The organism is Luteibacter sp. NPDC031894 (assembly GCF_050273135.1).
Taxonomy (GTDB): Bacteria; Pseudomonadota; Gammaproteobacteria; order Xanthomonadales; family Rhodanobacteraceae; genus Luteibacter.
The window spans coordinates 25,288-48,724 of sequence record NZ_JBNNMV010000008.1; the positions used below are offsets into that span (position 1 = coordinate 25,288).

At 67.4% G+C, this 23,437-nt stretch carries 22 protein-coding genes; 8 read left to right on the top strand and 14 right to left on the bottom strand.

Annotated elements, in window-relative coordinates; translation table 11 throughout:
- Nucleotides 1-75: 75 nt before the first annotated feature.
- Nucleotides 76-2,724, bottom strand: coding sequence for an aminopeptidase N (gene pepN, locus ACQKIE_RS17240; protein WP_427461404.1), 2,649 nt, complete (start codon nt 2,722-2,724; stop codon nt 76-78).
- A gap of 70 nt (nt 2,725-2,794) precedes the next feature.
- Between pepN and ACQKIE_RS17245 the strand changes: the two genes are divergently transcribed.
- The 4 genes from ACQKIE_RS17245 (at nt 2,795) to ACQKIE_RS17260 (ending at nt 6,359) form a co-directional block, all read left to right on the top strand.
- Nucleotides 2,795-3,799 (top strand): aldose 1-epimerase, encoded by a 1,005-nt coding sequence (locus ACQKIE_RS17245; RefSeq protein WP_427461406.1) that lies wholly within the window; start codon nt 2,795-2,797, stop codon nt 3,797-3,799.
- Nucleotides 3,796-4,743: a threonine ammonia-lyase gene (locus ACQKIE_RS17250; RefSeq protein WP_427461408.1), complete on the top strand. Its 948-nt coding sequence runs from the start codon at nt 3,796-3,798 to the stop codon at nt 4,741-4,743. Before ACQKIE_RS17245 ends, ACQKIE_RS17250 begins: the two co-directional genes overlap by 4 nt.
- A 157-nt stretch (nt 4,744-4,900) precedes the next feature.
- Complete coding sequence (locus ACQKIE_RS17255; RefSeq protein WP_427461410.1) at nt 4,901-5,449, top strand: DNA-3-methyladenine glycosylase I; 549 nt, start codon at nt 4,901-4,903, stop codon at nt 5,447-5,449.
- 46 nt (nt 5,450-5,495) lie between these two features.
- Nucleotides 5,496-6,359 (top strand): DUF72 domain-containing protein, encoded by an 864-nt coding sequence (locus ACQKIE_RS17260; protein ID WP_427461540.1) that lies wholly within the window; start codon nt 5,496-5,498, stop codon nt 6,357-6,359.
- 3 nt (nt 6,360-6,362) lie between these two features.
- Here the strand turns inward: ACQKIE_RS17260 and bioC are convergent, their stop codons facing one another.
- From bioC to bioB, 5 genes are read right to left on the bottom strand one after another with little or no spacing between them, the layout of a single operon-like run.
- Nucleotides 6,363-7,250, bottom strand: a complete 888-nt coding sequence (gene bioC / locus ACQKIE_RS17265; protein WP_427461412.1) for a malonyl-ACP O-methyltransferase BioC — start codon at nt 7,248-7,250, stop codon at nt 6,363-6,365.
- Nucleotides 7,247-7,972 carry a pimeloyl-ACP methyl ester esterase BioH gene (bioH, locus tag ACQKIE_RS17270; RefSeq protein ID WP_427461542.1) on the bottom strand — a complete coding sequence of 242 codons (726 nt, stop codon included), beginning with the start codon at nt 7,970-7,972 and terminating at the stop codon, nt 7,247-7,249. Before bioH ends, bioC begins: the two co-directional genes overlap by 4 nt.
- A 47-nt stretch (nt 7,973-8,019) precedes the next feature.
- Complete coding sequence (locus tag ACQKIE_RS17275; protein WP_427461414.1) at nt 8,020-8,757, bottom strand: sulfurtransferase; 738 nt, start codon at nt 8,755-8,757, stop codon at nt 8,020-8,022.
- Between the two features lie 28 nt (nt 8,758-8,785).
- Nucleotides 8,786-10,003, bottom strand: a complete 1,218-nt coding sequence (locus ACQKIE_RS17280) for an aminotransferase class I/II-fold pyridoxal phosphate-dependent enzyme (protein WP_427461416.1) — start codon at nt 10,001-10,003, stop codon at nt 8,786-8,788.
- Nucleotides 10,000-11,004 carry a biotin synthase BioB gene (bioB, locus tag ACQKIE_RS17285; protein WP_427461418.1) on the bottom strand — a complete coding sequence of 335 codons (1,005 nt, stop codon included), beginning with the start codon at nt 11,002-11,004 and terminating at the stop codon, nt 10,000-10,002. Before bioB ends, ACQKIE_RS17280 begins: the two co-directional genes overlap by 4 nt.
- Nucleotides 11,005-11,140: 136 nt before the next feature.
- Here bioB and ACQKIE_RS17290 point away from each other — a divergent pair, with 136 nt between their 5' ends.
- The 3 genes from ACQKIE_RS17290 to ACQKIE_RS17300 are packed head-to-tail and all read left to right on the top strand — an operon-like array spanning nt 11,141 to nt 12,078.
- A complete protein-coding gene (locus tag ACQKIE_RS17290; protein WP_427461420.1) occupies nt 11,141-11,344 on the top strand; it encodes a hypothetical protein in 204 nt (67 codons plus the stop codon).
- Between the two features lie 15 nt (nt 11,345-11,359).
- Complete coding sequence (locus ACQKIE_RS17295; RefSeq protein ID WP_427461422.1) at nt 11,360-11,968, top strand: ComF family protein; 609 nt, start codon at nt 11,360-11,362, stop codon at nt 11,966-11,968.
- A complete protein-coding gene (locus ACQKIE_RS17300) occupies nt 11,968-12,078 on the top strand; it encodes a ComF family protein (RefSeq protein WP_427461544.1) in 111 nt (36 codons plus the stop codon). Before ACQKIE_RS17295 ends, ACQKIE_RS17300 begins: the two co-directional genes overlap by 1 nt.
- A 12-nt stretch (nt 12,079-12,090) precedes the next feature.
- Here the strand turns inward: ACQKIE_RS17300 and ACQKIE_RS17305 are convergent, their stop codons facing one another.
- From ACQKIE_RS17305 to ACQKIE_RS17320, 4 genes are all read right to left on the bottom strand, one after another.
- Nucleotides 12,091-13,584, bottom strand: a complete 1,494-nt coding sequence (locus ACQKIE_RS17305; RefSeq protein WP_427461424.1) for a CehA/McbA family metallohydrolase — start codon at nt 13,582-13,584, stop codon at nt 12,091-12,093.
- Nucleotides 13,584-16,073, bottom strand: coding sequence for a TonB-dependent receptor (locus ACQKIE_RS17310; protein WP_427461426.1), 2,490 nt, complete (start codon nt 16,071-16,073; stop codon nt 13,584-13,586). The genes ACQKIE_RS17305 and ACQKIE_RS17310 overlap by 1 nt, the downstream gene beginning before the upstream one ends.
- A 194-nt stretch (nt 16,074-16,267) precedes the next feature.
- The gene (gene ubiA, locus ACQKIE_RS17315) at nt 16,268-17,269 is read right to left on the bottom strand and encodes a 4-hydroxybenzoate octaprenyltransferase (RefSeq protein WP_427461428.1); all 1,002 of its coding nucleotides are present in this window, start codon (nt 17,267-17,269) and stop codon (nt 16,268-16,270) included.
- Nucleotides 17,270-17,298: 29 nt separating this feature from the next.
- Nucleotides 17,299-17,457, bottom strand: coding sequence for a hypothetical protein (locus ACQKIE_RS17320; RefSeq protein ID WP_427461430.1), 159 nt, complete (start codon nt 17,455-17,457; stop codon nt 17,299-17,301).
- Nucleotides 17,458-17,630: 173 nt separating this feature from the next.
- Here ACQKIE_RS17320 and ACQKIE_RS17325 point away from each other — a divergent pair, with 173 nt between their 5' ends.
- Nucleotides 17,631-18,230, top strand: a complete 600-nt coding sequence (locus ACQKIE_RS17325; RefSeq protein WP_427461433.1) for a short chain dehydrogenase — start codon at nt 17,631-17,633, stop codon at nt 18,228-18,230.
- Here the strand turns inward: ACQKIE_RS17325 and ilvN are convergent.
- The 4 genes from ilvN to ilvD form a co-directional block, all read right to left on the bottom strand.
- Complete coding sequence (gene ilvN / locus ACQKIE_RS17330) at nt 18,215-18,550, bottom strand: acetolactate synthase small subunit (RefSeq protein WP_427461435.1); 336 nt, start codon at nt 18,548-18,550, stop codon at nt 18,215-18,217. The genes ACQKIE_RS17325 and ilvN overlap by 16 nt on opposite strands.
- Nucleotides 18,551-18,552: 2 nt before the next feature.
- On the bottom strand, nt 18,553-20,415 hold the full coding sequence (ilvB, locus tag ACQKIE_RS17335) for a biosynthetic-type acetolactate synthase large subunit (RefSeq protein ID WP_427461437.1): 1,863 nt from the start codon (nt 20,413-20,415) through the stop codon (nt 18,553-18,555).
- 124 nt (nt 20,416-20,539) lie between these two features.
- Nucleotides 20,540-21,559 carry a ketol-acid reductoisomerase gene (gene ilvC / locus ACQKIE_RS17340; RefSeq protein ID WP_427461439.1) on the bottom strand — a complete coding sequence of 340 codons (1,020 nt, stop codon included), beginning with the start codon at nt 21,557-21,559 and terminating at the stop codon, nt 20,540-20,542.
- 135 nt (nt 21,560-21,694) lie between these two features.
- A complete protein-coding gene (gene ilvD / locus ACQKIE_RS17345; protein ID WP_427461546.1) occupies nt 21,695-23,425 on the bottom strand; it encodes a dihydroxy-acid dehydratase in 1,731 nt (576 codons plus the stop codon).
- Between the last annotated feature and the right edge of the window lie 12 nt (nt 23,426-23,437).

Below are 23,437 nucleotides of genomic sequence, written 5' to 3' on the forward strand. Positions count from 1 at the left end.
ATGTGACTTTTACGTCAAAAAGTTACTCTGTTTCGGCAATTGGTGACGCAGTACGTCAGTTTTTTCGTAGCTGGGTCACCCGAGGGCGACGCGCGCCAGGATGTCCGTGAGGTCGCGTGACAAATCCTTCCGCGCCGCCAGTTCCGCGACTACCAGGTGCGCGGCTTCCCGGCGCACCGGTTCCAGTCGCTTCCAGCCATTGAACGCCGTCGCGATCCGCGCGGCCACCTGCGGGTTCAGCGCGTCGATCGCCACCAGCCGGTCCGCCAGCCAGCGATAGGCGGCACCGTCCGCGCGATGGAAGCCGGTCGGGTTCGCCCGGGCGAAGCTGCCGAGCAGGGACTGCACGCGATTGGGATTCTTCAACATGAAGGCCGGGTCGTCCTCGAGTGCCTGGACGGTCGCCAGGGCGTCGGCGCCCGGGAGCAAGGCCTGCATGGCGAACCATTTGTCGAGGGCCAGCGCGTTGCCCTCATAGCGTTGGCGGAAGTGCGCGATGGGTGCCTCGGCGACGGCCGGCGCGTAGATCGCCAGCGTCGTGAGCGCGGCGAGACGATCGGTCATGCCCGGCGCCTGCTCGTACTGGGCCAGGGCCCGATCGGTCGCCCCGGCGACGTCCACCAGGGCCAGGAGGTCGAGGACGCGGCGCTTGAGCTGCCGCCGCGCCTGGCTCGGCGCGTCCAGCGCGGCACTGGTGGCCCCACGCAACTGCTCGTACCGCGTGCGCAGCGCGTCCACGCCGATACGACTCGCCAGTGCCCGCAGCATCGCCTGCCGCGCAATGCGGATGCGCTCGGGGTCGCGTTCGGCCTGGCGCTCGACCAGCTCGATTTCGCCAGGAGGTGTGAGCAGTTCGGCCAGCAGCGCATCGTCCAGTGCGCCACCGGTGAAGAGGTCGGCCAGGGCCCGCGTCCACGCGCGCAGTGCCGAACCGTCCACGTTCCCGTCCCGGCAGTCGTCGTAGGCAAGGCCGGCAAGCTGCTGCCCGGCTTCCCAGCGATTGAAGCCGTCCGGGTCGTGCCGGAGCAGGATCGCCAGTTCGCCCGGAAGGTAGTCGCATTCCAGGATCACCGGGGCGGAAAAGCCACGCAGGAGGGAGGGCACCGGTGCGGCCGCGATGTCTTCGAACACGAAGCTCTGCTCCGGGCCTTCCAGCACCACGGTGCGCTCGGACGCCCCGGCGCTGGCCTCGCCTTCAACGCGGAGCGGCACCGCCGTGCCGGAGGCATCGAACAGCGACAGGCGCACGGGGATCGGCAGCGCCTGCTTTGTCGGCTGGCCCGCCGTCGCGGGCGTGCGCTGGCGAAGCGTGAGCCGATAGCGGTGCTGTGCCTCGTCGAAGCGGCCTTCCGCGGTCAACCGGGGCGTGCCCGCCTGGCCGTACCAGGCGAGATACGAGGAGAGGTCGGCGTCGTTCGCATCGCCAAGCGCCGCGAGGAAATCCTCGATCGTCGCGGCTTGCCCGTCGTGACGTTCGAAGTACAGGTCCATGCCCTTGCGGAAGCCGTCTTGGCCGAGGTGCCCGGCCAGCATGCGCACAAGCTCCGACCCTTTCTCGTAGACGGTGGCGGTGTAGAAGTTGTTGATCTCGCTGTACTGCGACGGCCGCACCGGATGCGAGAGGGGACCCGCATCTTCGGGGAACTGCGCGCGGCGCAGCAGCGCGACGTCCTCGATACGCTTGAGCGGCGCCGAATTCATATCCGCCGAGAAGCTCTGCTCGCGGAACACGGTGAGGCCTTCCTTGAGGCTGAGCTGGAACCAGTCCCGGCAGGTGACGCGGTTGCCGCTCCAGTTGTGGAAATACTCGTGCGCCACCACGGCTTCCACGTGCCGGTATTCGTCGTCGGTGCTCGAGTCCGGGTCCGCCAGCAGGTACTTCGCATTGAAGATGTTGAGGCCCTTGTTCTCCATCGCGCCCATGTTGAAGTCATGCGTCGCGACGACGTGGAACACGTCGAGGTCGTAGTTTCGCCCGTAGGCGCGCTCGTCCCATTGCATGGAGCGAATCAGCGAATCCATCGCATAACCGCAGCGGTCGATGACGTCCGCTTCGGCCCAGATATGCAGGGCGACGGCGCGGCCGTCCGCTGTGGTGTAGTCATGACTGATGCGCTCCAGGCGACCCGCCACCACGGCGAAGAGGTAGCTGGGCTTCGGGTGCGGGTCGACGAAGCGGGCCCAATGCCGCCCACCGTCCAGCTCGCCCGAGCCATCGGGATTGCCGCCGGCCAGCAGGACCGGGAAGCGCTGCTTGTCGGCGCGGAGCGTCACCGAATACCGGGAGAGCACGTCCGGACGATCGGGAAAGTAGGTGATGTGACGGAAACCTTCGGCTTCGCACTGCGTGAGCAGGAACCCGTTTTCGCGGTTGCCGGAAAGATAGAGTCCCTCGAGCGCGGTGTTTTCCGCGGGGCGGATGGCGACGCGCGTGGTGATGGTGCACCGGGGGGCGTCCACGGCGATTTCGAGGACGCCGTCCGTGAGGATGTATTCGCCCTCGCCGAGGCGCCGGCCGTCCACCGACAGCTCGAGCAGTTCCAGCCCCTCGCCGTCCAGGCGCACCGGCTCATCGGCCTGGCGCACCATCTGCAGCGTGGCGGCGACCTCGGTCCGGTCGATACCCAGGTCGAACACCAGGTCCACGTGGTTGACCGTCCAGGCCGGCGGCCGATAGTCGGAAAGGTGGATGACGGCGGTGGGGGCGTCGGAACGATCGCTCATGGCGGGACAACGTCGTTTGGTCTGGCAGGCAGGCTAACATGCGTCCGAATCCGTCAAAAGGAAGGCATCCATGTCTCGTTTCACCGTCACGCGCTCAACATTGGGCGCCCAGGAGCTGGTGGTTCTGGTCGACGCGGATGCGGATCGCGAGGTCCGCATCGCCCGCCGTGGCGCTACCGTGCTGTCGATCATGACCTGCCCGCCGGAAGCGAGGCACGACCTCGCGGACGGCTTCCCCGACGAGAAGGACCTGCTCAGGCACAAGGATTCGCGCTTCGCGATCATGACGCCGTTCGCCAACCGCGTGAACGATGCGCGCTACACGTTCGAAGCAAAATCCTACGACCTGCAACCCGATGCGGTCGGTGCCGACCGCGCCATCCGCCACGGCTTCCTGCGCGCGGTCGAGTACGTCATCCAGAGGGAGCACGCCGACGATGGGCGCGCCTCCGTCACGCTGGTCACCAGCGCGATACGGCCCGGTGCGTATCCGGGTTACCCGTTCGCACTCGACGTGTCGATCACCTTCACGCTGGACGAGAAGGGCTTGTCCGTGGAAGCCAAGACGCGAAATGTCGGGGACCACACCGCACCCACATTCTTCGGCTGGCATCCTTACTTCCGGCTCTCGGACAATCCCATCGAAGGCTGGGAACTGCAGGTGCCCGCGGACACGGTGATCGCCACCGGCGAGGATTTCATCCCTCTGCCGGGGACCCGCGCGTGGCAGGCGCTGGACAAGGCGGACCCGTCGCTCGATTTCCGCAAGCCGCGCGTTATCGGCAACACCGCGTTGAACAACACGTATGCCGACCTCCAGCTCGATGCCGACGGGCGCGCACGGACGTACCTGCGTGACCGGAAGAGCGGGCGCGGCATTGCCGTGTGGCAGGAAAAAGGCGTGATGCTCGTCTTCACGGCCGATACGGCCGAACGCGATGCGCGCAAGTCCGTGGCCCTGGAGCCGATGGAGTGCATGGCCGATGCGTTCAACCGCGACGACTGCGCGCCGCTCATCGCGCTCTCGCCAGGCGAAGAACGCCGCTTCGTCTGCGGCGTGGAGTTCGACAAGTGAGCGGATTGCCGAGCTTTGCCGAGATACGCGATGCCGCCGCGCGTATCGCGCCGCATGCGCTGGTCACCCCGGTGTTGCGGAGCGATCGTATCGATGCACTCGCCGGGGCATCCATCGTCTTCAAATGCGAGAACTTGCAGCGTGGCGGTGCCTTCAAGTTCCGCGGCGCCACCAACGCGGTGTGGTCGCTCACGGACGAGGAGGCGGCGAACGGCGTCGTTACGCATTCGTCCGGCAACCACGGCAATGCGCTCGCGATGGCCGCGCGTACACGCGGCATTCCAGCGCATGTCGTGGTTCCCGAAGGTGCGGTGAAAGCGAAGGTCGACGCGATCGTGGCCGCCGGTGCGACCGTGCATCGTTGTGCTCCGACGACCGCCGCGCGCGAGGCGGCGGCGGCGGAGGTCCAGGCCCGGACGGGTGCCACCCTGGTCCATCCGTATGCCGATGCTCGGGTCATGGCCGGCCAGGGCACGTTGGTACCCGAACTCCTGCGCCAGGCGCCGGGCCTGGATACGCTTCTTTTTCCGATCGGCGGCGGCGGCCTCGCCTCCGGCTGTTCGATCGCGGCGCATGGCATCGATCCCGGGATGGCGCTGTTCGGCGCGGAGCCGGAAGGGGCGGACGACGCGGCGCGCTCACTGGAGGCCGACGAACGTGTCGGCCCGTTCGTCGCCGACACCATCTGCGACGGCCTGCGCACGCTGGTCGGCGAGCCCAACTTCCATGCGTTGCGCGATCACGGCGTCAGCGCCCTGCGAGTGAGCGACGCGGAGGCGGTCGAGGCGATGAAGCTGCTCTGGAGCGAACTTCGCATCGTCGTCGAAGTATCCAGTGCCACCGTCCTGGCCGCCGTGTTGCGCTATCCGCAGGTGTTCGCAGGCCGTCGAGTCGGAGCGGTGCTCACCGGCGGCAACGTCGACCTGGATGCGTTGCCCTGGTAGCGGATACCGCATCCTGTGGGTCGCGCCCAACGGGGATGACAGCGTGTTTCATCAGATGATCCCATGTACGCGCACGTATGGTTTCGTCCCGAACGGACATCCCCAAACACGACTCGTCGCTAACCTCCACCTCCCTTCAGATGTTCGCGAGGTGGCTATGCGCTGTGCATGGGCCGAGCAGAGCGACGCGGAACGCGTCTATCACGATACCGAATGGGGCGTTCCCATTCATGACGACCGATTGCTTTTCGAGGTGCTTGCGTTGCGTGGAGTCCAGGCAGGTCTCGCCTGGCGCATCGTGTTGACGAAGCGGGAGGCATTTCGTCGCGCGTTCCATGGCTTCGACATCGCCCGTGTCGCCGCCATGGGCGATGGAGCGATCGCCACCGTGCTGGCGGACCGCGCCCTCATACGGAACCGTCTCAAGATCGAGGCGATCCGTGCCAATGCGCGCCTCACCTTGCGCCTGATCGAGGACGAGGGATCGCTCGCCGCATTCCTCTGGTCGTTCGTCGACGGGGTGCCCAAGGTGAACGTGCGGCGCGAAGGCGAGCCCTTGCCCGTCTTCGACGACGCATCCGACCGCATGAGCGCGGCCTTGCGCGAGCGCGGGTTCCGCTTCGCGGGCACGGCCATCTGCTACGCCACGATGCAGTCGGCGGGCATGGTCGACGACCATGCCCTCGCGTGTTTTCGTCGATCCTGACGTCGCATTCACCGTGGCTCCACCCGTGCCGCGCTGCCATGCGCGCATGGCTAAGGCACGGATCGGCATCTCCGGCTGGCGCTATGCCCCGTGGCGTGGCGTCTTCTATCCCAAGGACCTCGTCCAACGCGACGAGTTGGCCTTCGCATCGCGGCAGTTCCCCACCATCGAGCTCAACGGGTCGTTCTATTCCCTGCAGCGGCCCGAGAGTTATCGCTCGTGGTATGAGGACACACCGCGCGGCTTCGTCTTCGCCGTCAAGGGACCGCGCTTCATCACGCACAACAAGCGGCTCCGCGACATCGAGAAACCGATGGCGAACTTCTTCGCCTCGGGCGTGCTCGCGTTGCGCGAGAAGCTCGGTCCCATCCTTTGGCAGTTCCCGCCCAATTTCCGCTTCGACCCGGAGGTCTTCGAAGCCTTCCTTGCCCTTCTTCCGCGCACGACGCTGGCCGCGGCGGCGATGGGGCAGGGGCACGACGCACACCTGAAGCGCGCGGCGTACCTGGAGGTCGGGCGCAGCCATCGGCTGCGCCACGCCGTGGAGATCCGGCACGAAAGCTTCGTCGATCCCGCCTTCGTCTCACTATTGCGCAAATACGGCGTGGCCTTCGTGGTCGCGGATACCGCGGGCAAGTTCCCCCGCTATTTCGACGTCACCGCGCCCTTCGTGTACGTGCGCCTTCACGGCGACAAGCAACTGTATGCCAGCGGGTACAGCGATCAGGTGCTGGACGACTGGGCCCGGCGCATTCGCGCCTGGTGCCGTGGCGCCCAACCCGCCAAGGATCCGCGCATCGCCCGGTCGGCGCCACCGAAGCGCGCGTCGCGCGATGTCTATGTCTACTTCGACAACGACATGAAGGTGAAGGCGCCTCGCGACGCGCACGCGCTGACCGAGAAGCTCTAGAGATCAGAACGGCGTCTTGCGCCGCGATCCACGCAGGTTCTCGATAGGGAAACTGGCGATTTCACCGCTGCCTTCGCGGCGCGACTGTCCGGCGGGCGGACCCCAGGCATGGGCGGTCACCACCTCCCATGTCGACGGGATGACGCCATCGCTCCGCATGGCCTCGTAGGCGTCCACCATGCGCCGGTAGTGCTGCTTACCGGTGAGGCCACGCGGGCGTTCCGCGTCCGCGTTGTTCGCGCCCAGGCCCTTGAGCTCGTCGAGCAGCGCGCGTGGCGTCGGGTAGGTGAGCGTGTAGCGCTCGGCGAACAGAACGGGGTTCTTCAATCCCTGTGCGAGCATCGCATCGCCGACGTCGTGCATGTCGAGGAAGCGCGCCACGTGGGCGTGCTGGTCCGCTTCCGCCCAGGCGGCGCGCAGCTCGGTGAGCGTGTCGGGGCCGAAGGTGGAGAACGTGAGCAGACCCCCGGGTTTCAGCACCCGCGCGCATTCCGCAAACAGACGGGGCAGGTCTTCGCACCACTGGAAGCAAAGGTTTGAGAACAGCACGTCGACGCTGTGGTCAGGCACGGGCAGCGTGTAGGCATCGGCCACGACGCGTCCGAATGGCTTGAGCCAACCCGCATGCTGCTTCGCCTGCCTGAGCATCGGGAGCGCGAGGTCGATGGCGATGACCTGCGCCTTCGGGTAGCGCTTCTTCAGTGCGGCGCTGCCGCGCCCTGTCCCCGCCCCGACGTCGAGCACCACCTGCGGCACCTGTTCGTAGATGTCGAGGCGATCGATCAGGGTGCCTTGCACCTCGCGCTGGAGCGCATCGTGCTTTTCGTAAGTGCCGGCGGCGCGGCTGAAGTTGCGTCGGACCTGGCGTCGGTCGAAATGGAAGTCGCTCATGGGAGTGTGTCGATGAACCGGGTCAGGACGTCCGCCACGACGGCGGCGTGTCCGATGAAGGGGGCGTGTCCCGCATGGGCGATCTCCTCGAACCGCCCGCCGGCCGCGTCGGCGGACCAGCGCATGGCCTCGGGGTGCACGATGCGGTCGCGCCGGCCGGCTATCCAGAGGCTGGGTTGCCGGATGTCGGCCAGGCGCGGTCGCAGGTCCGTCGCCTCGAGCAGGCGGATGCCTTCCATGAGCACGCGCGGATCGGGTTCGCCGCGCGAGAAAGCCTCTTCCTTCAACCGTCGCGCCTCCGCGCGCGGATCGGCGCTGCCCATGGCTTCGAGGGCGATGAAGCGTTCCACGGTGGCCTTGTAGTCGGTCTCGAGGTCGGACGCGAGCTGGCGGACCATCGCGGCGTCATTGCCATGCGGCCAGTCGTCGCTCCGCACGAAGCGGGGCGTCGAGCACATCGGGACGACGACACGTACGGCGTCGGGCACCTCGAGCGCGGCCGTCAGGGCGACGAGTCCGCCGAGCGACCAGCCGAGCCACGCCGCGGCAGGCGGCGTCGCCGCGGCGATGGCTTGCGCGCACGCGAGGGGCTCGAGCGGAACGTCGGAATGGCACGAGTATCCGTGGCCCGGCAGGTCGACCACGTGCATCGTGCAGCGGTCGGCCAGTGCCTCGACCAGCGGGGCGAGGATGCCGCCGTGCATGGCCCAGCCATGGATCATCACCAGCGGGATCGCGCCGCTGCCGTGGGTCTCGATATGCAGGTCGCTCACGCCGCGTCGCTCGGTGACAGCGACGGGTCGAGCGCGCCGCGCCCGTCGAAGACGAAGCAGTCGCCGCGCCAGTGAGCGCCGCCCACGTCCTCGAAATACTTGAGGATGCCGCCTTCGAGCTGGAACACGTTCTCGATGCCGATGTCGCGCATGTGGATGGCCGCCTTTTCGCAGCGGATGCCACCCGTGCAGAACGACACCACCGTCTTGCCCTCGAAACGCTCGCGATCGGCGGCGACGGCGGCGGGAAAACCGGTGAAGCTCGATAAGCCGTAAGCAACCGTGTTCTCGAACGTACCGGCCGCCACTTCGTAGTCGTTGCGCGTGTCGAGCAATACCACCGGCCGCCCGTCGTCGTCGTGTCCCTGGTCGAGCCAGCGGCGCAGGTCGCCTGGCAACACATGCGGCGCCCGTCCCTCGAAGGGGCGAATGGCCGGCGCGCGCATGGTGATGATCTCCTTCTTCAGGCGCACGCGCATGCGGGCGAACGGCGGCTCGTCGGACACGCTTTCCTTCGGAACGATATCCGCGAAGCGCGGGTCGTCCCGCAGCCAGTGGAGAAAGGCCTCGATCGCGTCGCGCCTCGCGGCCAGGAAAAGGTTGATGCCTTCCGGCGCGAGCAGGATCGTTCCTTTCAATGCGAGGGCTTCGCACCGCTCGACGATCCGCGCCCGCAGACCGTCCAGGTCGTCGAGGGCGACGAACTTGTAGGCGGAGATGTTGAGGATCGTCATGGGCGGCCCCGGGAACTGCGACCGGTCATTATACGACCGCGCTTTCCACCGGGCGGGGCAACCGTGCCAGGGCGTCCAGCAGGCCGTCGATCCGGTCCGGCGTATGCAGCGCCGACAAGGTGATGCGGAGGCGGGCGCCATCGCGCGGCACGGTGGGCGGACGAATGGCGGCGACGAGGAATCCCGCGGCCTCCAGCGCCGCCGCGGCGGCCGTCGCCGCGCTGGGCGTGCCCATGAGCAGCGGTTGGATCGGGGTCGCGGACGCCATGAGCGGCAGGCCGAGTTGCGCCGCGCCGGCGCGGAACCGGGCGATGTTGGCGGCCAGGCGCGCCCGGCGGCCGTCCCTGTCGACGCGGGCCAGGCGGACGGCGGCACGGGTCGCGGCCGCGAGAGCGGCCGGCATCGCGGTCGTATAGACGTAGGTACGGGCGAACTGGGTGATCCCTTCGATCACGGCGGCATCGCCGGCGATGAAGGCGCCCGCGCAGCCCACCGCCTTGCCGAGCGTGCCCATCAGGACGGGCACGTCGGACGTGCCGAGGCCAGCCGCGCTGACCGAACCGGCACCTTGCGGCCCGACGACGCCGAGCCCATGCGCATCGTCGACGTAGAGCAACGCGCCCCGGGGACGGCAAACGTCGGCCAGCGCCCGCAGGGGCGCCACGTCGCCATCCATGCTGAAGACCCCGTCGGTGGCGAGCAGTGCGGGCAGGCCCGGGCGCGCATCGAGTTGGCGGGCCGCGCCCTCCGCGTCGCCATGCGGGTAACGCCGCAACTCGGCACCCGCCAATTGCGCCCCGTCGATCAGGCTGGCGTGGTTGAGCCGGTCCTGCACGCAGAGGGACGTACCACGCCCCCAGACAGGCAGGGTGCCGGCACCGAGCAAGGCTTGCAGGGTCCCGAGATTCGCCATGACACCGGTGGAAAACAGCAGCGCGCGCTCGCGTCCGGTCCAGTCGGCGAGCTCCTCTTCCAGTGCCGCGTGCTCGCCGCGATGGCCGGACACCAGGTGCGCCGCGCCCGCGCCGACGCCCTCCGCCACGGCGGTACGCGACAGTGCCGCCACCAGGTCGCGATGCCCGGCGAGCCCGAGGTAGTCATTGCCGCAGAAGTCCGTCAACGCCCGGCCGCGCACGAAACGGCGCACGCCGAGCGCGTCGCAGGTGCGCGCACGGCGCAGCAGTCCCGCCTGTTCCCGCGCAGCGCGTGCGCTTTCCAGGCGGGCGAGGAGGTCGGGCCGGTTCACGCCTCGGCGGGCTCCACGATATCGGCGTGAACGGTGCCCGGCTCGATCTCGACCTCCATCGGCTTCAGGCCGAGGCGGTCGAACAGGCGACGATCGTGCTCCACGTCGGGATTGCCCGTCGTAAGAAGCTTTTCGCCGTAGAAGATCGAATTGGCGCCGGCGGCGAAACAAAGCGCCTGCAAGGCGTCGTCCATCGTTTCGCGTCCCGCCGACAGCCGCACGACCGAGGCCGGCATGAGGATGCGCGCGACGGCGATACTGCGCACGAACTCGAACGGATCCAGCGCCTCCGTACCGGCCAGCGGCGTGCCGGCGACCTGCACGAGGCGGTTGATCGGCACCGACTCCGGATGCTCGGGGAGGTTCGCCAGCGTGGCCAGCAGCCCGGCACGCTGCGCCCGCGACTCGCCCATGCCGACGATGCCACCGCAACATGTCTTGAGGCCTGCTTCGCGCACGTGCTCGAGCGTGTCCAGGCGGTCCTGGAACTCGCGGGTATGGATGATCTCGCCGTAGAAATCCGGCGAGGTGTCGAGGTTGTGGTTGTAGAAGTCCAGGCCAGCCGCTTTCAGCGTGTCGGCCTGCGGTTGGCTGAGCATCCCCAGTGTCGCGCAGGTCTGCAGGCCCAGCGACTTCACCGCCGTCACGATCTCGGCCACCTTGGCGACGTCGCGGTCCTTCGGGGAGCGCCATGCGGCGCCCATGCAGAAGCGGCTGGCACCGGCGTCTTTGGCAGCCTGGGCCCTGGCGAGCACCGCGTCCACGCTCATCAGCTTCTCGGCTTTGACGCCGGTGGCGTAGCGGGCGGCCTGCGGGCAGTAGGCGCAATCCTCGGGACAGCCGCCCGTCTTGATCGACAGCAGGGTCGAGACCTGCACGGCGTTGGGGTCGTGGTATTGCCGGTGGACGGTCTGCGCCTGGAAGAGCAGGTCGTTGAAAGGCAAGGCGAAAAGGCGCTCGACCTCCTCGCGGGACCAGTCGTGGCGGAGGGCTGCGGTCATGGTGGAATCCCAGGGGCGAAGGCGCGAAGTGTGGAAACCCGCGCGTCCACTGTCAACCTTAACGACATAGCGCAAGTTGACATCGCCTCGCCGTCGGCTGCCGTAGGATGGAATCAACACCTCGGGAGGTACATGCATGAGCACCGGACAGGGCAGCAGCGGCAACGTGCTAGCCGCGATTTGCAGTTTCTTCATCCCCGGCCTCGGTCAGCTGGTGCAGGGCCGCGTCTTCAAGGCGCTGGTCATGTTCGTGCTCGCCGCAGTGCTCTGGGTGATCTGGCTGGGGTGGATCATCCACTTGTGGTCGATCGTGGATGCGGCGCTCTACCGCCGCGACTGAGGCCTTCGCCAACGCATGGATGCGTCCTCATTCAAAGCATGGATCGCCGCGGCGGGTCGTTTCATCCTGCCCGCCCGCTGTCTCGTCTGCGCGGGGTCCGGCAGCGGCACACAGGAACTGTGCGACGGATGCCTGGGGTCCTTCATGCGCAACGTGGCTTGCTGCGGACGTTGCGCTGTCCCGCTGCTCGTGCCGACGCCCGTGTGCGGTCAGTGCGAGCTCACGCCGCGACCATGGCACGACATCTGGGTGCCTTTCGTTTATGCGTGGCCGCTCGACGTCCTGGAGAGTCGCTTCAAGTTCACCGGCAACCTTGCGGCCGGGCGCGTGCTCGCCACGTGTTGGCTAGCCACCGGCCTCCCGCCGGTCATGCCCGAGCTCATCGTGCCGGTGCCGTTGCATCCATCGCGCCTGCGCAAGCGTGGCTACAACCAGGCCCTGGAACTCGCCCGCCCACTGGCCCGGCGGTTCGACGTGCCTTTGGCGCATGACGTGCTGGGGCGCGCGCGGAAAACCGGGCGCAGACTGAGTTGGACGCTGCCGCGCGCGCAAGTAACGTACGCGCAGCCTTCGCCGTGCAACGGGTCCCGGTGCAGAAGCATGTGGCAATCGTCGACGATGTGATGACGACTGGAGCGACGCTCGCGGAATGCGCGCGTGCATTGTTGGCGGCAGGGGTGGAGCGTGTCGATGTATGGGCGCTGGCGCGTACGCCGGCGCCGGGGAATCACTAAGCCTTCGCTCTGTCAGTGGTTGACGTAGATCGGGTTGCCCAGGATCAGCAGCTTCCCTTCGGGCGAGCGCACGTCCACGCGTAGCCAGTGCGGCTTCCCGTCGCTGGTCCAATCGAACGATACGTCGCCGCTCGCGGGGATCGGCTGGCTAGCGGATGCCAACAAACTGCCATCGAGGCTAACGGCGACGACATGGCTCTGTGCGGCCGTCGTGTGCACGAGCACGTGCACGGTCGCGCCACCCGGCGCCGGAACGGCGTCCCCCATGTGCGCCTTTGCTCCATCCACGCTGGCCGTCACATCGAGCGAGCGGTCACGCGTGCCCTCCAGGTCCACGAAAACGTGGCCGGCGCGTATGCCGTCGAGTATCCCTTCCATGGACAGATCGCGGGCATGGACCACGGTGGTCGGTGTACCGATCGTCCCGGCGAAGGCGTCGCGTGGGTCGTCGGCGCCGATGTGGCTGTCGCTGCCACCGATCGCGGTGATGCGCAGACCGGCGTCCAACTGCTTTTCCCAGAACGGGATGCCAGTGTCGGCGCGCGTCGCATCCCCGCCGTTGACGGCCTCGATCGCCTGGAAGCCACGCATGTCCACCGGCGTCCGCGGAGTGAACCCGCAACCCATGCAGGTTTCGTCGTTCGGGCGGTTCGGGTGGTTGATCGAGATGACGCCATGCGCGCGTGCGACGTCGGCGAGCAGCGCGTTCCAGTCCGGCACGTCCTTGGTTCCCACACGGAAGTCCACGGTTCGCGAGACGCCAAACAGGTTGGCGTGGCCGTCGAACGTCGTGATCTCGCGCGCGGGAATAAGCAGCATCCGGTCGAAGTACGGCTGCAACTCCCGCAGCTCGGACACTTGCGACATCGTGTTGTGGTCGGACACCGCAATGAAATCCAGGCCACGCTTCGCCGCCGATGTGACCGTGAGGAACAGCGGGCAGGGCACTTTCTTCGTCCCCGAACGATTGAGGCAACCGCCGTCGCTGTGCGCGGTATGCATGTGCAGGTCGCCGCGATACCAGCGGTCTTCGCTGGCGAGGGGTTCCGTCAGGCCGTGCTCTGGCCCGAACCCCTCGTCGTCGCGTGACAGCCACACCTTCGCGGTATATGTCGCCTTCGACGTTGCGCGGATGTTCGGGATGCCGAGCAGCAGCCGCCACCTGCCCGGCGCGATGGCGCCGGGCAGGAAGGATGCCGTGGCATCCGTGGCCGAGACGGTGAAGCGGTGCTTGCTGCCGCCACTCCACCCGCGGAAACCGTCCTGTGCCTCGAAACCACCCGGGCCTAGCAGGCCCAGGTCGACGGTCGTCTTCTCGTCGCGTCCGGTGTAATCCACATCGACGGTGATCCGTGCGGTCCCCGCGGGCACGTCGAACGGCACCTCGCGATACGTGTGCTGGTCCGCGCCGGACAGCTGGCCCCGCAGGACAAGGTCAGGCGTGCGCTCCGCCGCGGTGCCGAGGGCGGCGAAGCAGGCGAGTGCGATACCGATCAGGGCGCGCATCAGAACCGGTACATCGCGGCGAGGCGGAACGAGCGGCCGAGCAGCGGGCGTGCGATGAACGTGTTGGCTCCCGCGTCGGAACTCGCCAGCTCACCCGCGCGCGGGTTGCCTTCGGTGAGACCGAGCGAATTGGTGATGTTGTCGGCGTACAGGAACAACGACAGCTGTTGCGTGGCATCGTAACGGGCGCTGGCACCGACGACGTGGTACGACGGCAGCACGACCGAGTTGGCGGTGTCGACGTAGCGCTTGCCTTCGTGTTCGTACGACACCTGCAGGCGAAGACGGCCGTCGAGCAGGTTCACGCCCGGCACGATGCGGTAGCTGACCTTCGGTACGCGGATGAGCTGGTTATCGTCGTAGTCACGCAGCACGGGCGCGTTCGCGACCACGTCGGTATAGCTCAGGCCCTTGTACTTGGGGTCCTGCAACGTGGCGTTGAACTGGACGTCGAACCATTTCGTCGGATACAGCGTGCCCTCCAGTTCCAGGCCATAGGTCTTCGTGCTGGCGTAGCCGGTCTGAGGCGTGGAGGTGTTTCCGTTGCGATCGAAGACGTTGTTCGTGAAGCTCACGTTGTCGTACTTCGTATAGAACGCAGTGGCGTACAGATCCACGAAACGGTCGCTGTACTTCCAGCCCGCCTCGGCCAGGTCCATCGTTTGCAGCAGCGGTGTAGCGGTCGGGCTGGTGATGTACGTGCTGAGGTTGGGCAGGCGGAAGGCCGAGGTCCAACGGCCGAACAGGCCCTGGCGTGGGGAGAACTGCCAGTTGGCGCCGAGCGTCCAGCCGGTCTTGTCGAACGACTGGTCGTAGTGCGTGAGTATGCCGTTGCCGGTAATGACGGTGGTCGCCGCCGGCGAGCCGCCGATGTCGACGGTCTGCTTGCCTTCGGTGAAACCCTTGACGTTGACCTTCTCGTAGCGAAGGCCTCCGTCGATCCGCAGTTCAGGCGTCACCTGCCACTCGTCGGAGGCGTAGAAGGCGTTCGTGTTCGACTTGCCGCTGGCGTGTTCCCACTCGTAGCCGTAGCGATAGAAGCCGTGGTCGGTGAGTGACCCGACCACGTTGCCGTTCGCGTCCACGCCCACCAGGTCGAGCAGGCGCGCGTTGTTGGTCGCGTCGGTCAGCACCGTCGACGAGTACCGGTCGAAGTCCTGTTCGAAGTTCGCATGGTAGTACCCGAACGTCACGTCGTGGCTCTGCTCGCCGAACTCGAACTTGCGCAACACGCGCGTGTCGTTGATGAACTCATCCACCGGCAGCGTCACACCGCGCAAGCCGCCGGTCACCACGAGACCGTTGCCGTTCTGGTTGGCCACGTTGAACACCTGCGACGGGTTGTCCACGTAGCGGAACTGCAGGGCCGTTGCCCCCGGTATGGCGGACAATCGCTTGCTGTCCTGGGCAATGAACGAGCTGGCGCTCTGCAAGGCGTTGGGAAACACGCCGTTTCGCTGCGTGTCGGTGGTGCTGTAGCGCATCGATTCGGCCAGCTTCCAGTCGTCGCCGAGATCGTGGTCGAATTTGAACGACACCTGCGTGCGCTTCACGTGCGTGCCTTCGGTGTTGTCGAAGTCGTAGAGGCCGCCGTTGCCCTCACGCATGCGCAGGTGCTCCGTCTCCGGACCGGCGAGCGTACCGTAGTTGCCGTTGAAGCCGGGCACGGGACGGATGTCGCCATTGGCGTTCGTGCGCATCGGGATGCCGAGGTACAGCGCGACCTTGTCGTCCATGTGCTTCACGTCGAAACTGATATCGCCGTGCTCCAGCTCCTTCGACAACGTCGCCCGCAACTGGCCGCCGTCGTCGGCATGGAACTGCGGGCGCCGGACGCCGTCGTCCACGCGCCAGAAGCCGCCGACGCCGAGTTTCCAGCCGCCGCCGACTGGCGTGCCATACCAGAAGTCGAGGCGGTTCAGCGAATAGTTGCCGACGGTGTACTTCACCAGTCCTTCCGGCGTGTCGCCCACCTTGCGCGGAATGAAGTTGATCGCGCCGGCAGGGGCGTTCGAATAGAAGACGGACGAGGGGCCACCGCGGACGACCTCCACGCGCTCGATCGTCTCGTCGAGGCGGAACGCCTGGTCGGCGTTGAGGTAGCCGAGGGCCGGGTCATGCTGCACGGGGATGCCGTCTTCCAGCAACGTCACGGAGCCATAGCCGTCGACAGGGATACCGCGCGCGCGGATATTGCCGGAGGCTTCGCCACCGGACGACTCCACCCAGAAGCCCGGCACCGACTTCACCGCTTCGGTGACGCTGGTCGGCGCCTGCATGCGCAGGCGATCTTCGTCGATGGTGGTGATCGAGTAGCTGGTTTCGGCCTTGGTCCGCGTCTCGACGCCGGAGCGCGCGGTGACGACGACGTTGTCGAGATCGGTCGTCTTCTTTTCGGGATGACTGTCCTGGGCGTGGGCCGCGGCGGAAACAAGGAACGCACCGACGAGAACCGCGCGCACGGCGCGGCTGAGCAGGGTATGACGCATGTTGGGTGTCTTCCGGGGAAAGGGCTGCGCGAACCCTCCCCACGGCGGTGCGACATGCGCCCGCCCGTGGCCACTCCGTGGGCCCGCGACCCCGAGGAACTTATGCGTCAGCGATGACGGGAACGCTGACGTTTCATGACCGCCCTATTTCAATCGAGGCAAACGGTCATTGGCAGCTCACCCCGTGATCACGATCACAAAGCGAGGGCCACCACGATGCCGAGCCACAGCGCCAGGCCGACCCAGTTGTTGTGACGGAACGCCGTGAGGCACGCCGCGCGTTCGCGGTCGCGCATGATCCACTGCTGCCAGGCGAACAGGCCCGTCGTTGTCGCCAGCCCGATCCAGTACGGCCAGGCGAGCCCGGCGCGCGTGCCGACCAGCAGCATGGTGAGCAGGAAGGTGCCCATCAGCACGCCGATGATGACGAGGTCGGCGTCGGCGAACAGGATGGCCGTGGATTTCGCGCCCGCCTTGATGTCTTCCTCGCGATCGACCATCGCGTATTCGGTGTCGTAGATCACCGACCACAGGATGTTGCCGATGAACAGCAACCACGCGAGCGGCGGCACGGTGTTGGTCACGGCGGCGAAGGCCATGGGGATCGACCAACCGAACGCCGCCCCCAGCACTACCTGGGGCAGGCTCGTATAGCGCTTGCTGAAAGGATAGACGGCCGCCAATGCCGCGCCCGCGACGGACAGCAGGATGGTGAGCCGGTTGGTGAAGAGGACGAGCACGAAGGAGAACGCCAGCAGCCCGGCGAAGACATAGAGCGCCTCGCGCGGCGTGACCCTGCCGCTGGCGATCGGACGCCCGGCAGTGCGCGCCACCCGCGGGTCGAGCTTCCGGTCCGCATAGTCATTGATCGCGCAGCCGGCGGAACGCATGGCGAAAACACCGAGGGTGAAGATCGCCAGCGGCCCGATGGGCGGGAAGTCCTTCGCCGCGAGCCACAACGCCCACCAGGTCGGCCACATCAGGAGCAGTGCACCGATTGGCCGGTCCATGCGGGTGAGCACGAGGTAGGCGTGGATTTTTTCGCGCTTCGCTGCCGGAACGCCCTTGAGCAGGACGGCGAGCACCCGCTCCGCGGTGGTGGAGGCATCGGCGGGTCGTGCGACGGGCGCGGCCGGCTTACGCGAGGACGGCGGGTTCTTGCGTCGCGGCGTGGGCTTGCGAGGGGTCGGGCTCATCCGTGAAGTTTAGCCGACCCCCGGTCCGGTCAGGGTTCCAGCGGCTCGATCGGATCGTCATCCACCGGCGGTTCCGGATCGGCGTCGCGCTCCGGCTTGTAATGCCCGGGCTGGCGGATCTCGTCTTCCGGCCGGTTCTTCCCGGGCTCGGCGATCGGGGGCTGCGGATTGGTCGGTGTGTAAGGCATGGAGGCTCCGTGATGCGACGGGGAGGATTCCAACCTAGGCAGGTTCGGGTGAAACCGCCGGGTACGGTCCGTAAAGCCACGGTGAGGCTTGGGTGCCGGTCGACCACCGGCCCGACCGTGTTCATCGCACGAGGCGTACCCTTCGCGGCTGCACACAAAAAAGGAAAGCGATCATGAAGATCCTGATAGTCGGTGCCGGCGGCACGCTGGGCCAAGCCGTGTCGGATGAACTCGGCGCGCGCCACGACATCGTCCGGGCGGGACGCTCGCGAGGCGACGTGCGCGTGGACCTGCGCGACGCGGCCAGCATCGCCGCCATGTTTCGCGACGTGGACGACCTCGACGCCATCGTCTGCACGGCGGGGAAGGTGCCTTTCAAGCCCTTGGCCGACCTCGACGACGCGGACTACCTCGACGGCCTGCAGGACAAGTTGATGGGCCAGGTGCGCCTGGTCCAGGCGGGCGCACCGTGCCTGCGCGACGGCGGCTCGATCACCCTCATCACCGGCATCCTCACCGAGCAACCGATCGTTGCGGGCGCGTGCGCGAGCATGGTCAATGGTGCCGTCGAGGCTTTCGTCCGCGCGGCGGCCATCGAACTGCCACGCGGCATCCGCATCAATGCGGTGAGCCCTAACGTGTTCGAGGAATCGATGGGCAGCTACGGGCCGTTCTTCCGTGGCTTCGAGCCCGTGCCCGTGAAACGCGCGGCCCTCGCCTTCTCGCGCTCGGTCGAGGGCCGGCAGACGGGGCAGGTCTACAAGGTCTGGTAAACCCGTTGGCCATCATCGGCGACCTCGCCGGCGAACCTGAGGGCGTCAAGGAACTCAGGCAAGAGGTCGCGGCCTGCATGGGCAAGTCCGGTCAGGTCCGCGATCTCGATGACGTCGACGAGCTTCGCGGACTGCTTCACGATCTGCTCGATGGCAGCGTCGTCGACGTCGACCACCAGGGTGAGCCGCGACACGTCGGCGTCCTGCGTGGCCGCCACGACGAGCGACTCGATGTTGTAGCCGCGAGACGCGAACAGCCCGGCAACCCGAGCCAGCGCGCCCGCTTCGTTCTGCAGCAGCATGGAAACGAGGCGGCGCATGGTCAGAACATGCCCGTGGGTTCGGCGCTTCGCGCCAGCGGAGCGTGCCGGCTCGGAATCCAGTCGCCCGTGATCATTTCCGCATAGGTCGCGCCCGGCCCGACCATCGGATAGACGCCGGCATCCGGATCGATCACGACCTCGAGGAACGCGGGGCCGTCGAAAGCGAGGAAGTCGGCGATGGTGGCGTCGATCTGGGCCGGGTCGTCCAGCCGGCGTGCCCACTCGAACCCATCGGCCTGCGCTGCGCGAACGAAGTCCTTCTTGTGCAGGCTCTTGTCCGAGGCGGAGAAGCGGCCCTTGAAAAACAGCTTCTGCCACTGGCGCACCATTCCGTCGCCGCTGTTGTTCAGAACGACCACTTTCACCGGCAGGTTGTATGTCGTGACCGTTTCCAGCTCGCCGATGTTCATGCGTATGCTGGCATCGCCGTCCACGTCGATCACGATGCGGTCGCGGCGAGCGAACTGCGCGCCGATCGCCGCCGGGAGGCCGAAGCCCATCGTGCCCATGGCGCCGGACGTGAGCCAATGCCGCGGTTCGCGGAAGTCGAAATACTGGGCCGCCCACATCTGGTGCTGGCCGACGCCGGTTGTGATGATGGCGCGACCATCGGTGATGCGGTTGATGGCCTCGATGACGGCACAGGGTTGGATGCTCGTGCCATCCCGGCAGAAATCCATGGCATGGTGGCTCTTGAGCGCGGCCACGTGGGCATGCCACGGCGCGAAGTCACTGCGGATTCCCTTGTCCCTGCCGTATGCGGTCAGTCGTTCCAACGACTGGTCCAGTGTGCCCACGTGGTGCCAGTCCACGGGCTTCACCTTGCCTATCTCCGCGGGATCGATGTCGATCTGGGCGATGGCGCGCGCGGCTGGCGCAAATTTCGAGGGGATGCCCACCACGCGATCGTCGAACCGGGCGCCGAGCGCGAGGACGAAGTCGCAATCGTCCATCGCGTAGTTGGCATACGCCGCGCCGTGCATGCCGAGCATGTCCAGCGCGAGCGGGTCGGTGGTGTCGAAGCCGCCGATACCCATCAGCGTGGTGACCACCGGAATGCCGTGTTCGTGTGCGAAGTCACGCAGCGCGTCGGTCGCACCCGCGGAAATCACACCGCCCCCGGCATAGATCAGCGGACGTCGCGCCTGCCCGAGCAGGTGGAAGAAGCGTGCGCACGCATCGTCGCGAATCGTTGCCGACTCTACTGCGTGCAGGCGGGAGCGATAGCCGCGCACGGGAAGTTCGCGGCTCCCGTGGAAGACGAGTGGCGCATTCTGCACGTCCTTTGGGATGTCGATGACAACGGGGCCGGGACGGCCGCTGCGTGCGATCTGGAAAGCCGTACGCAGGGTGGCTTCCAGCGTGGACGCATCGGTCACGAGGAAAACGTGCTTGGCGCAGGACCCCATGATCGTGCTGACAGGGGCTTCCTGGAACGCGTCGGTGCCGATGGCCGCCGTGGGCACCTGGCCACACACCACGACCAGGGGAATGGAGTCGGCCATGCAATCGCGCACGGGCGTCACGGCGTTGGTCGCGCCCGGTCCGGAGGTCACCAGCGCCACGCCGACGCGGCCCGACGCGCGCGCGTAACCCGCGGCCATGAAACAGGCACCTTGCTCGTTGGCGGGAACGATGAGCGGCATCGTCTCGCTGCCGTCCTCGCGCCGATGCGCGGCGTTGTAGCGGAACACGGCGTCGTAGACGGGGAGGATGGCGCCACCGGAATAGCCAAAGAGGACATCGAGGCCTTCGTCGGCAAGTACCTGCGCGACGATGTCCGCGCCGGTCAGGGTCTGGCCGGCCAGGGGATGGGTCGAGGGAGGGCGAATGTCGCCGACGGTGTCCAGTTGAGCGTTCACGGTCTGTCGTTTTCCTTTAGCTGCGTGCAAGGCCGAGGGGCCTGTGGGTGAGTCCTTCGGGGCTGCGCGTGTGAACTTCGGTCAGGAGCCCGCTAGCGCGCTCCTGACCGAAGGTTGGCTCGGCTTACTCGGCCTTGACCGGCTCCGCCGCCGGTGTCGGCTGGCTCGCCGCGAGCCACGGCATGCGGGCACGCAACTGTGCGCCAACCTTCTCGATCGGATGCTCGAGGTCGCGCTGCTTGAACGCCTTGTAGTTCGGCAGCCCGGCCTTGTATTCGGCCGTCCATTCCCGGGCGAACGTGCCGTCCTGGATGTCCTTGAGCACGGCCTTCATCCGTTCCTTCGTGCCTTCGTCGACCACGCGGGGACCGCGGGTGTAGTCGCCGTACTGGGCGGTTTCCGAGATGAACTCGAGCATGCGTGCGATGCCGCCTTCGTAGAACAGGTCCACGATCAGCTTCAGCTCGTGCATCACTTCGTAATAGGCGATTTCCGGACGGTAGCCGGCCTCGACGAGGGTTTCGAAACCCTTGATGACCAGCTCCGAGGCGCCGCCGCAGAGCACGGCCTGTTCGCCGAAGAGGTCGGTTTCGGTTTCTTCCTTGAAGTCGGTCTCGATGAGCATCGCGCGTGCGCCACCGATGCCGGCCGCGTACGCCGTGGCGCGTTCGGTGGCCTTTCCGGTGACGTCCTGGTGCACGGCATACAGGCAGGGGACGCCGCGGCCGATCTCGTATTCGCGACGGACCAGCGCGCCCGGTCCCTTCGGCGCGACGAGCACGACATCGATGTCGGTGCGCGGCTCGATCTGGCCGAAGTGGATGTTGAAGCCATGCGCGAACAGCAGCGTGGCACCGGGCTTCATGTTCGCCTCGATAGCGTCCTTGTAGATGCCGGGCTGGGTCATGTCGGGCGTCAGCACGGCGACGAGGTCCGCACCGCGAACGGCATCGGCCGGTTCGGCCACGGCGAAGCCGTCGAGGTAGGCGCGCCGCCACGAAGGGCCGCCGGGGCGCAGCCCGACGACCACGTCGAGGCCCGAGTCCTTCAGGTTGAGCGCATGCGCGCGGCCCTGGCTACCGTAGCCGAGCACGGCGATACGGGCGTTCTGCAGGGGCGTGGTGGTGGCTTGGGTATCGGTCACGGGGTTGTCTCCTGAGCGTGGTGTGCGTTTGCTTGGTGGGAGCCGACCTTGTCGGCGATGGGTGTGCCGGATGGTTCGGAAGATGCGCTTCGCAGGATCCGCCGACAGCGTCGGCTCCCACCAAGCCCATCGTCGTCAGTTGCCGATCAGCTCCTGGGTCAGGTCTTCGTCTTCGAACGCGAGGCGTGGGCGTGATGCGATGACGGGCGCGTCGTCGAACGCCTGGGTGACCGCGCCTTCCGCGGCGGACCCCACCAGGCGGGCGTACTTGGCGAGCACGCCGCGCGTGACCTTCGGTGCCGTCGGCCGCCATGCCGCCCTGCGGGAGGCGAGGTCGGCGTCCGTGCGGAGTTCGCGCGTGGCGGCGTCGATGAACACCGCATCGCCCTCGCGCAGCAGTCCGATGGGGCCACCGCGCGCAGCTTCCGGTGCGATATGCCCGACCATGAAGCCGTGCGTCGCGCCGCTGAAGCGGCCGTCGGTGATGAGCGCGACATCGTTTCCGAGGCCGCGGCCGACGAGTGCCGCGGTGACCGCCAGCATCTCGCGCATGCCGGGGCCGCCGGCAGGGCCTTCGTTGCGAATCACCATCACGTCGCCAGCGCGGATACGCCCCGCCTGTACCGCGGCGAAGGCGGCTTCCTCGCTCTCGAACACGCGAGCCGGGCCCGCGTGGCTGGTGCGGCCGTGTCCGGCGAGCTTGAGGATGCAGCCTTCGGGCGAGAGGTTGCCGTAGAGGATGCTGTAGCCGCCGCGAGGTTTGAATGCATTCGCCACGGAGCGCACGACCTGCTGGCCCTCGCTGGCGGGCGGGGCCGCGTCGAGTTCCGCGAACAGGCTGCGCCCGGTGACGGTCGGCGTATCCGCGATCAGGCCGGCTTCGCGCAATTCGCGGGCGACGACCGCCGTGCCACCGGCGGCGGTGAGCTCGACCGCGCTGAATCGTCCACCCGGTTTCAGGTCGGCAATGACGGGCGTATGCGCGGACGCGGGCTCGAAGTCCTCGATGGACAACGGCACGCGTGCCTCGTTGGCCATCGCCAGCAGGTGCAGCACGGCGTTCGTGGATCCGGCGGTGGCGGCGACCATGCGCGCCGCATTGTCGAAGGCGGTCCGGGTCATCACATCGCGGGGGCGGCGGTCCGCCCCGAGGCACGCCATGGCGAGTTGGCCGCAGCGATACGCGGCGTCGCGCTTCGCCGGGTCGGTGGCGGGGATGTCGTTGAGTCCCAGCGGCGACAGGCCCAGCGTGGTCAGCACCATGGCCATGGTGTTGGCGGTGAACTGGCCTCCGCACGCGCCAGCGCCCGGACAGGCGTGGCGTTCGATGGCGTCGAGTTCGTCGTCGCCCATCTTGCCGGCGCCGTGCGCGCCGACCGCTTCGAACACTTCCTGCACCGTGATCGGGCACCCGTTGTGGCTGCCGTGCGCGATGCTGCCGCCATAGAGCGCGACGCCGGGAACGTTGAGGCGGGCGAGGGCCATCGCCGCGGCGGGAATGGTCTTGTCGCAGCCACAGAGCACCACCATGGCGTCCAGGCAATGGCCATCCACCGCGAGTTCGATGGAGTCCGCGATCAGCTCGCGGCTCACCAGGGACGAGCGCATGCCCGGCGTGCCCATGGCAATGCCGTCGGTGACGGCGATCGTGTTGAACTCGACCGGGGTACCACCGGCCGCCCGCACGCCCTCGGCGGCGGCCTCGGCCAACTCGCGCAGGTTGAGGTTGCACGGGGAGACGTTGGACCAACTGTGGACGATAGCGACCATGGGCCGCGCGATCGCCTCATCGTCCAGGCCGGTCGCGCGCAACATGGCCCGGGCGGGGGCGCGGTCGGGGCCGCTCTTGATCGCGTCGCTGCGCAGCGTGCGTATCGG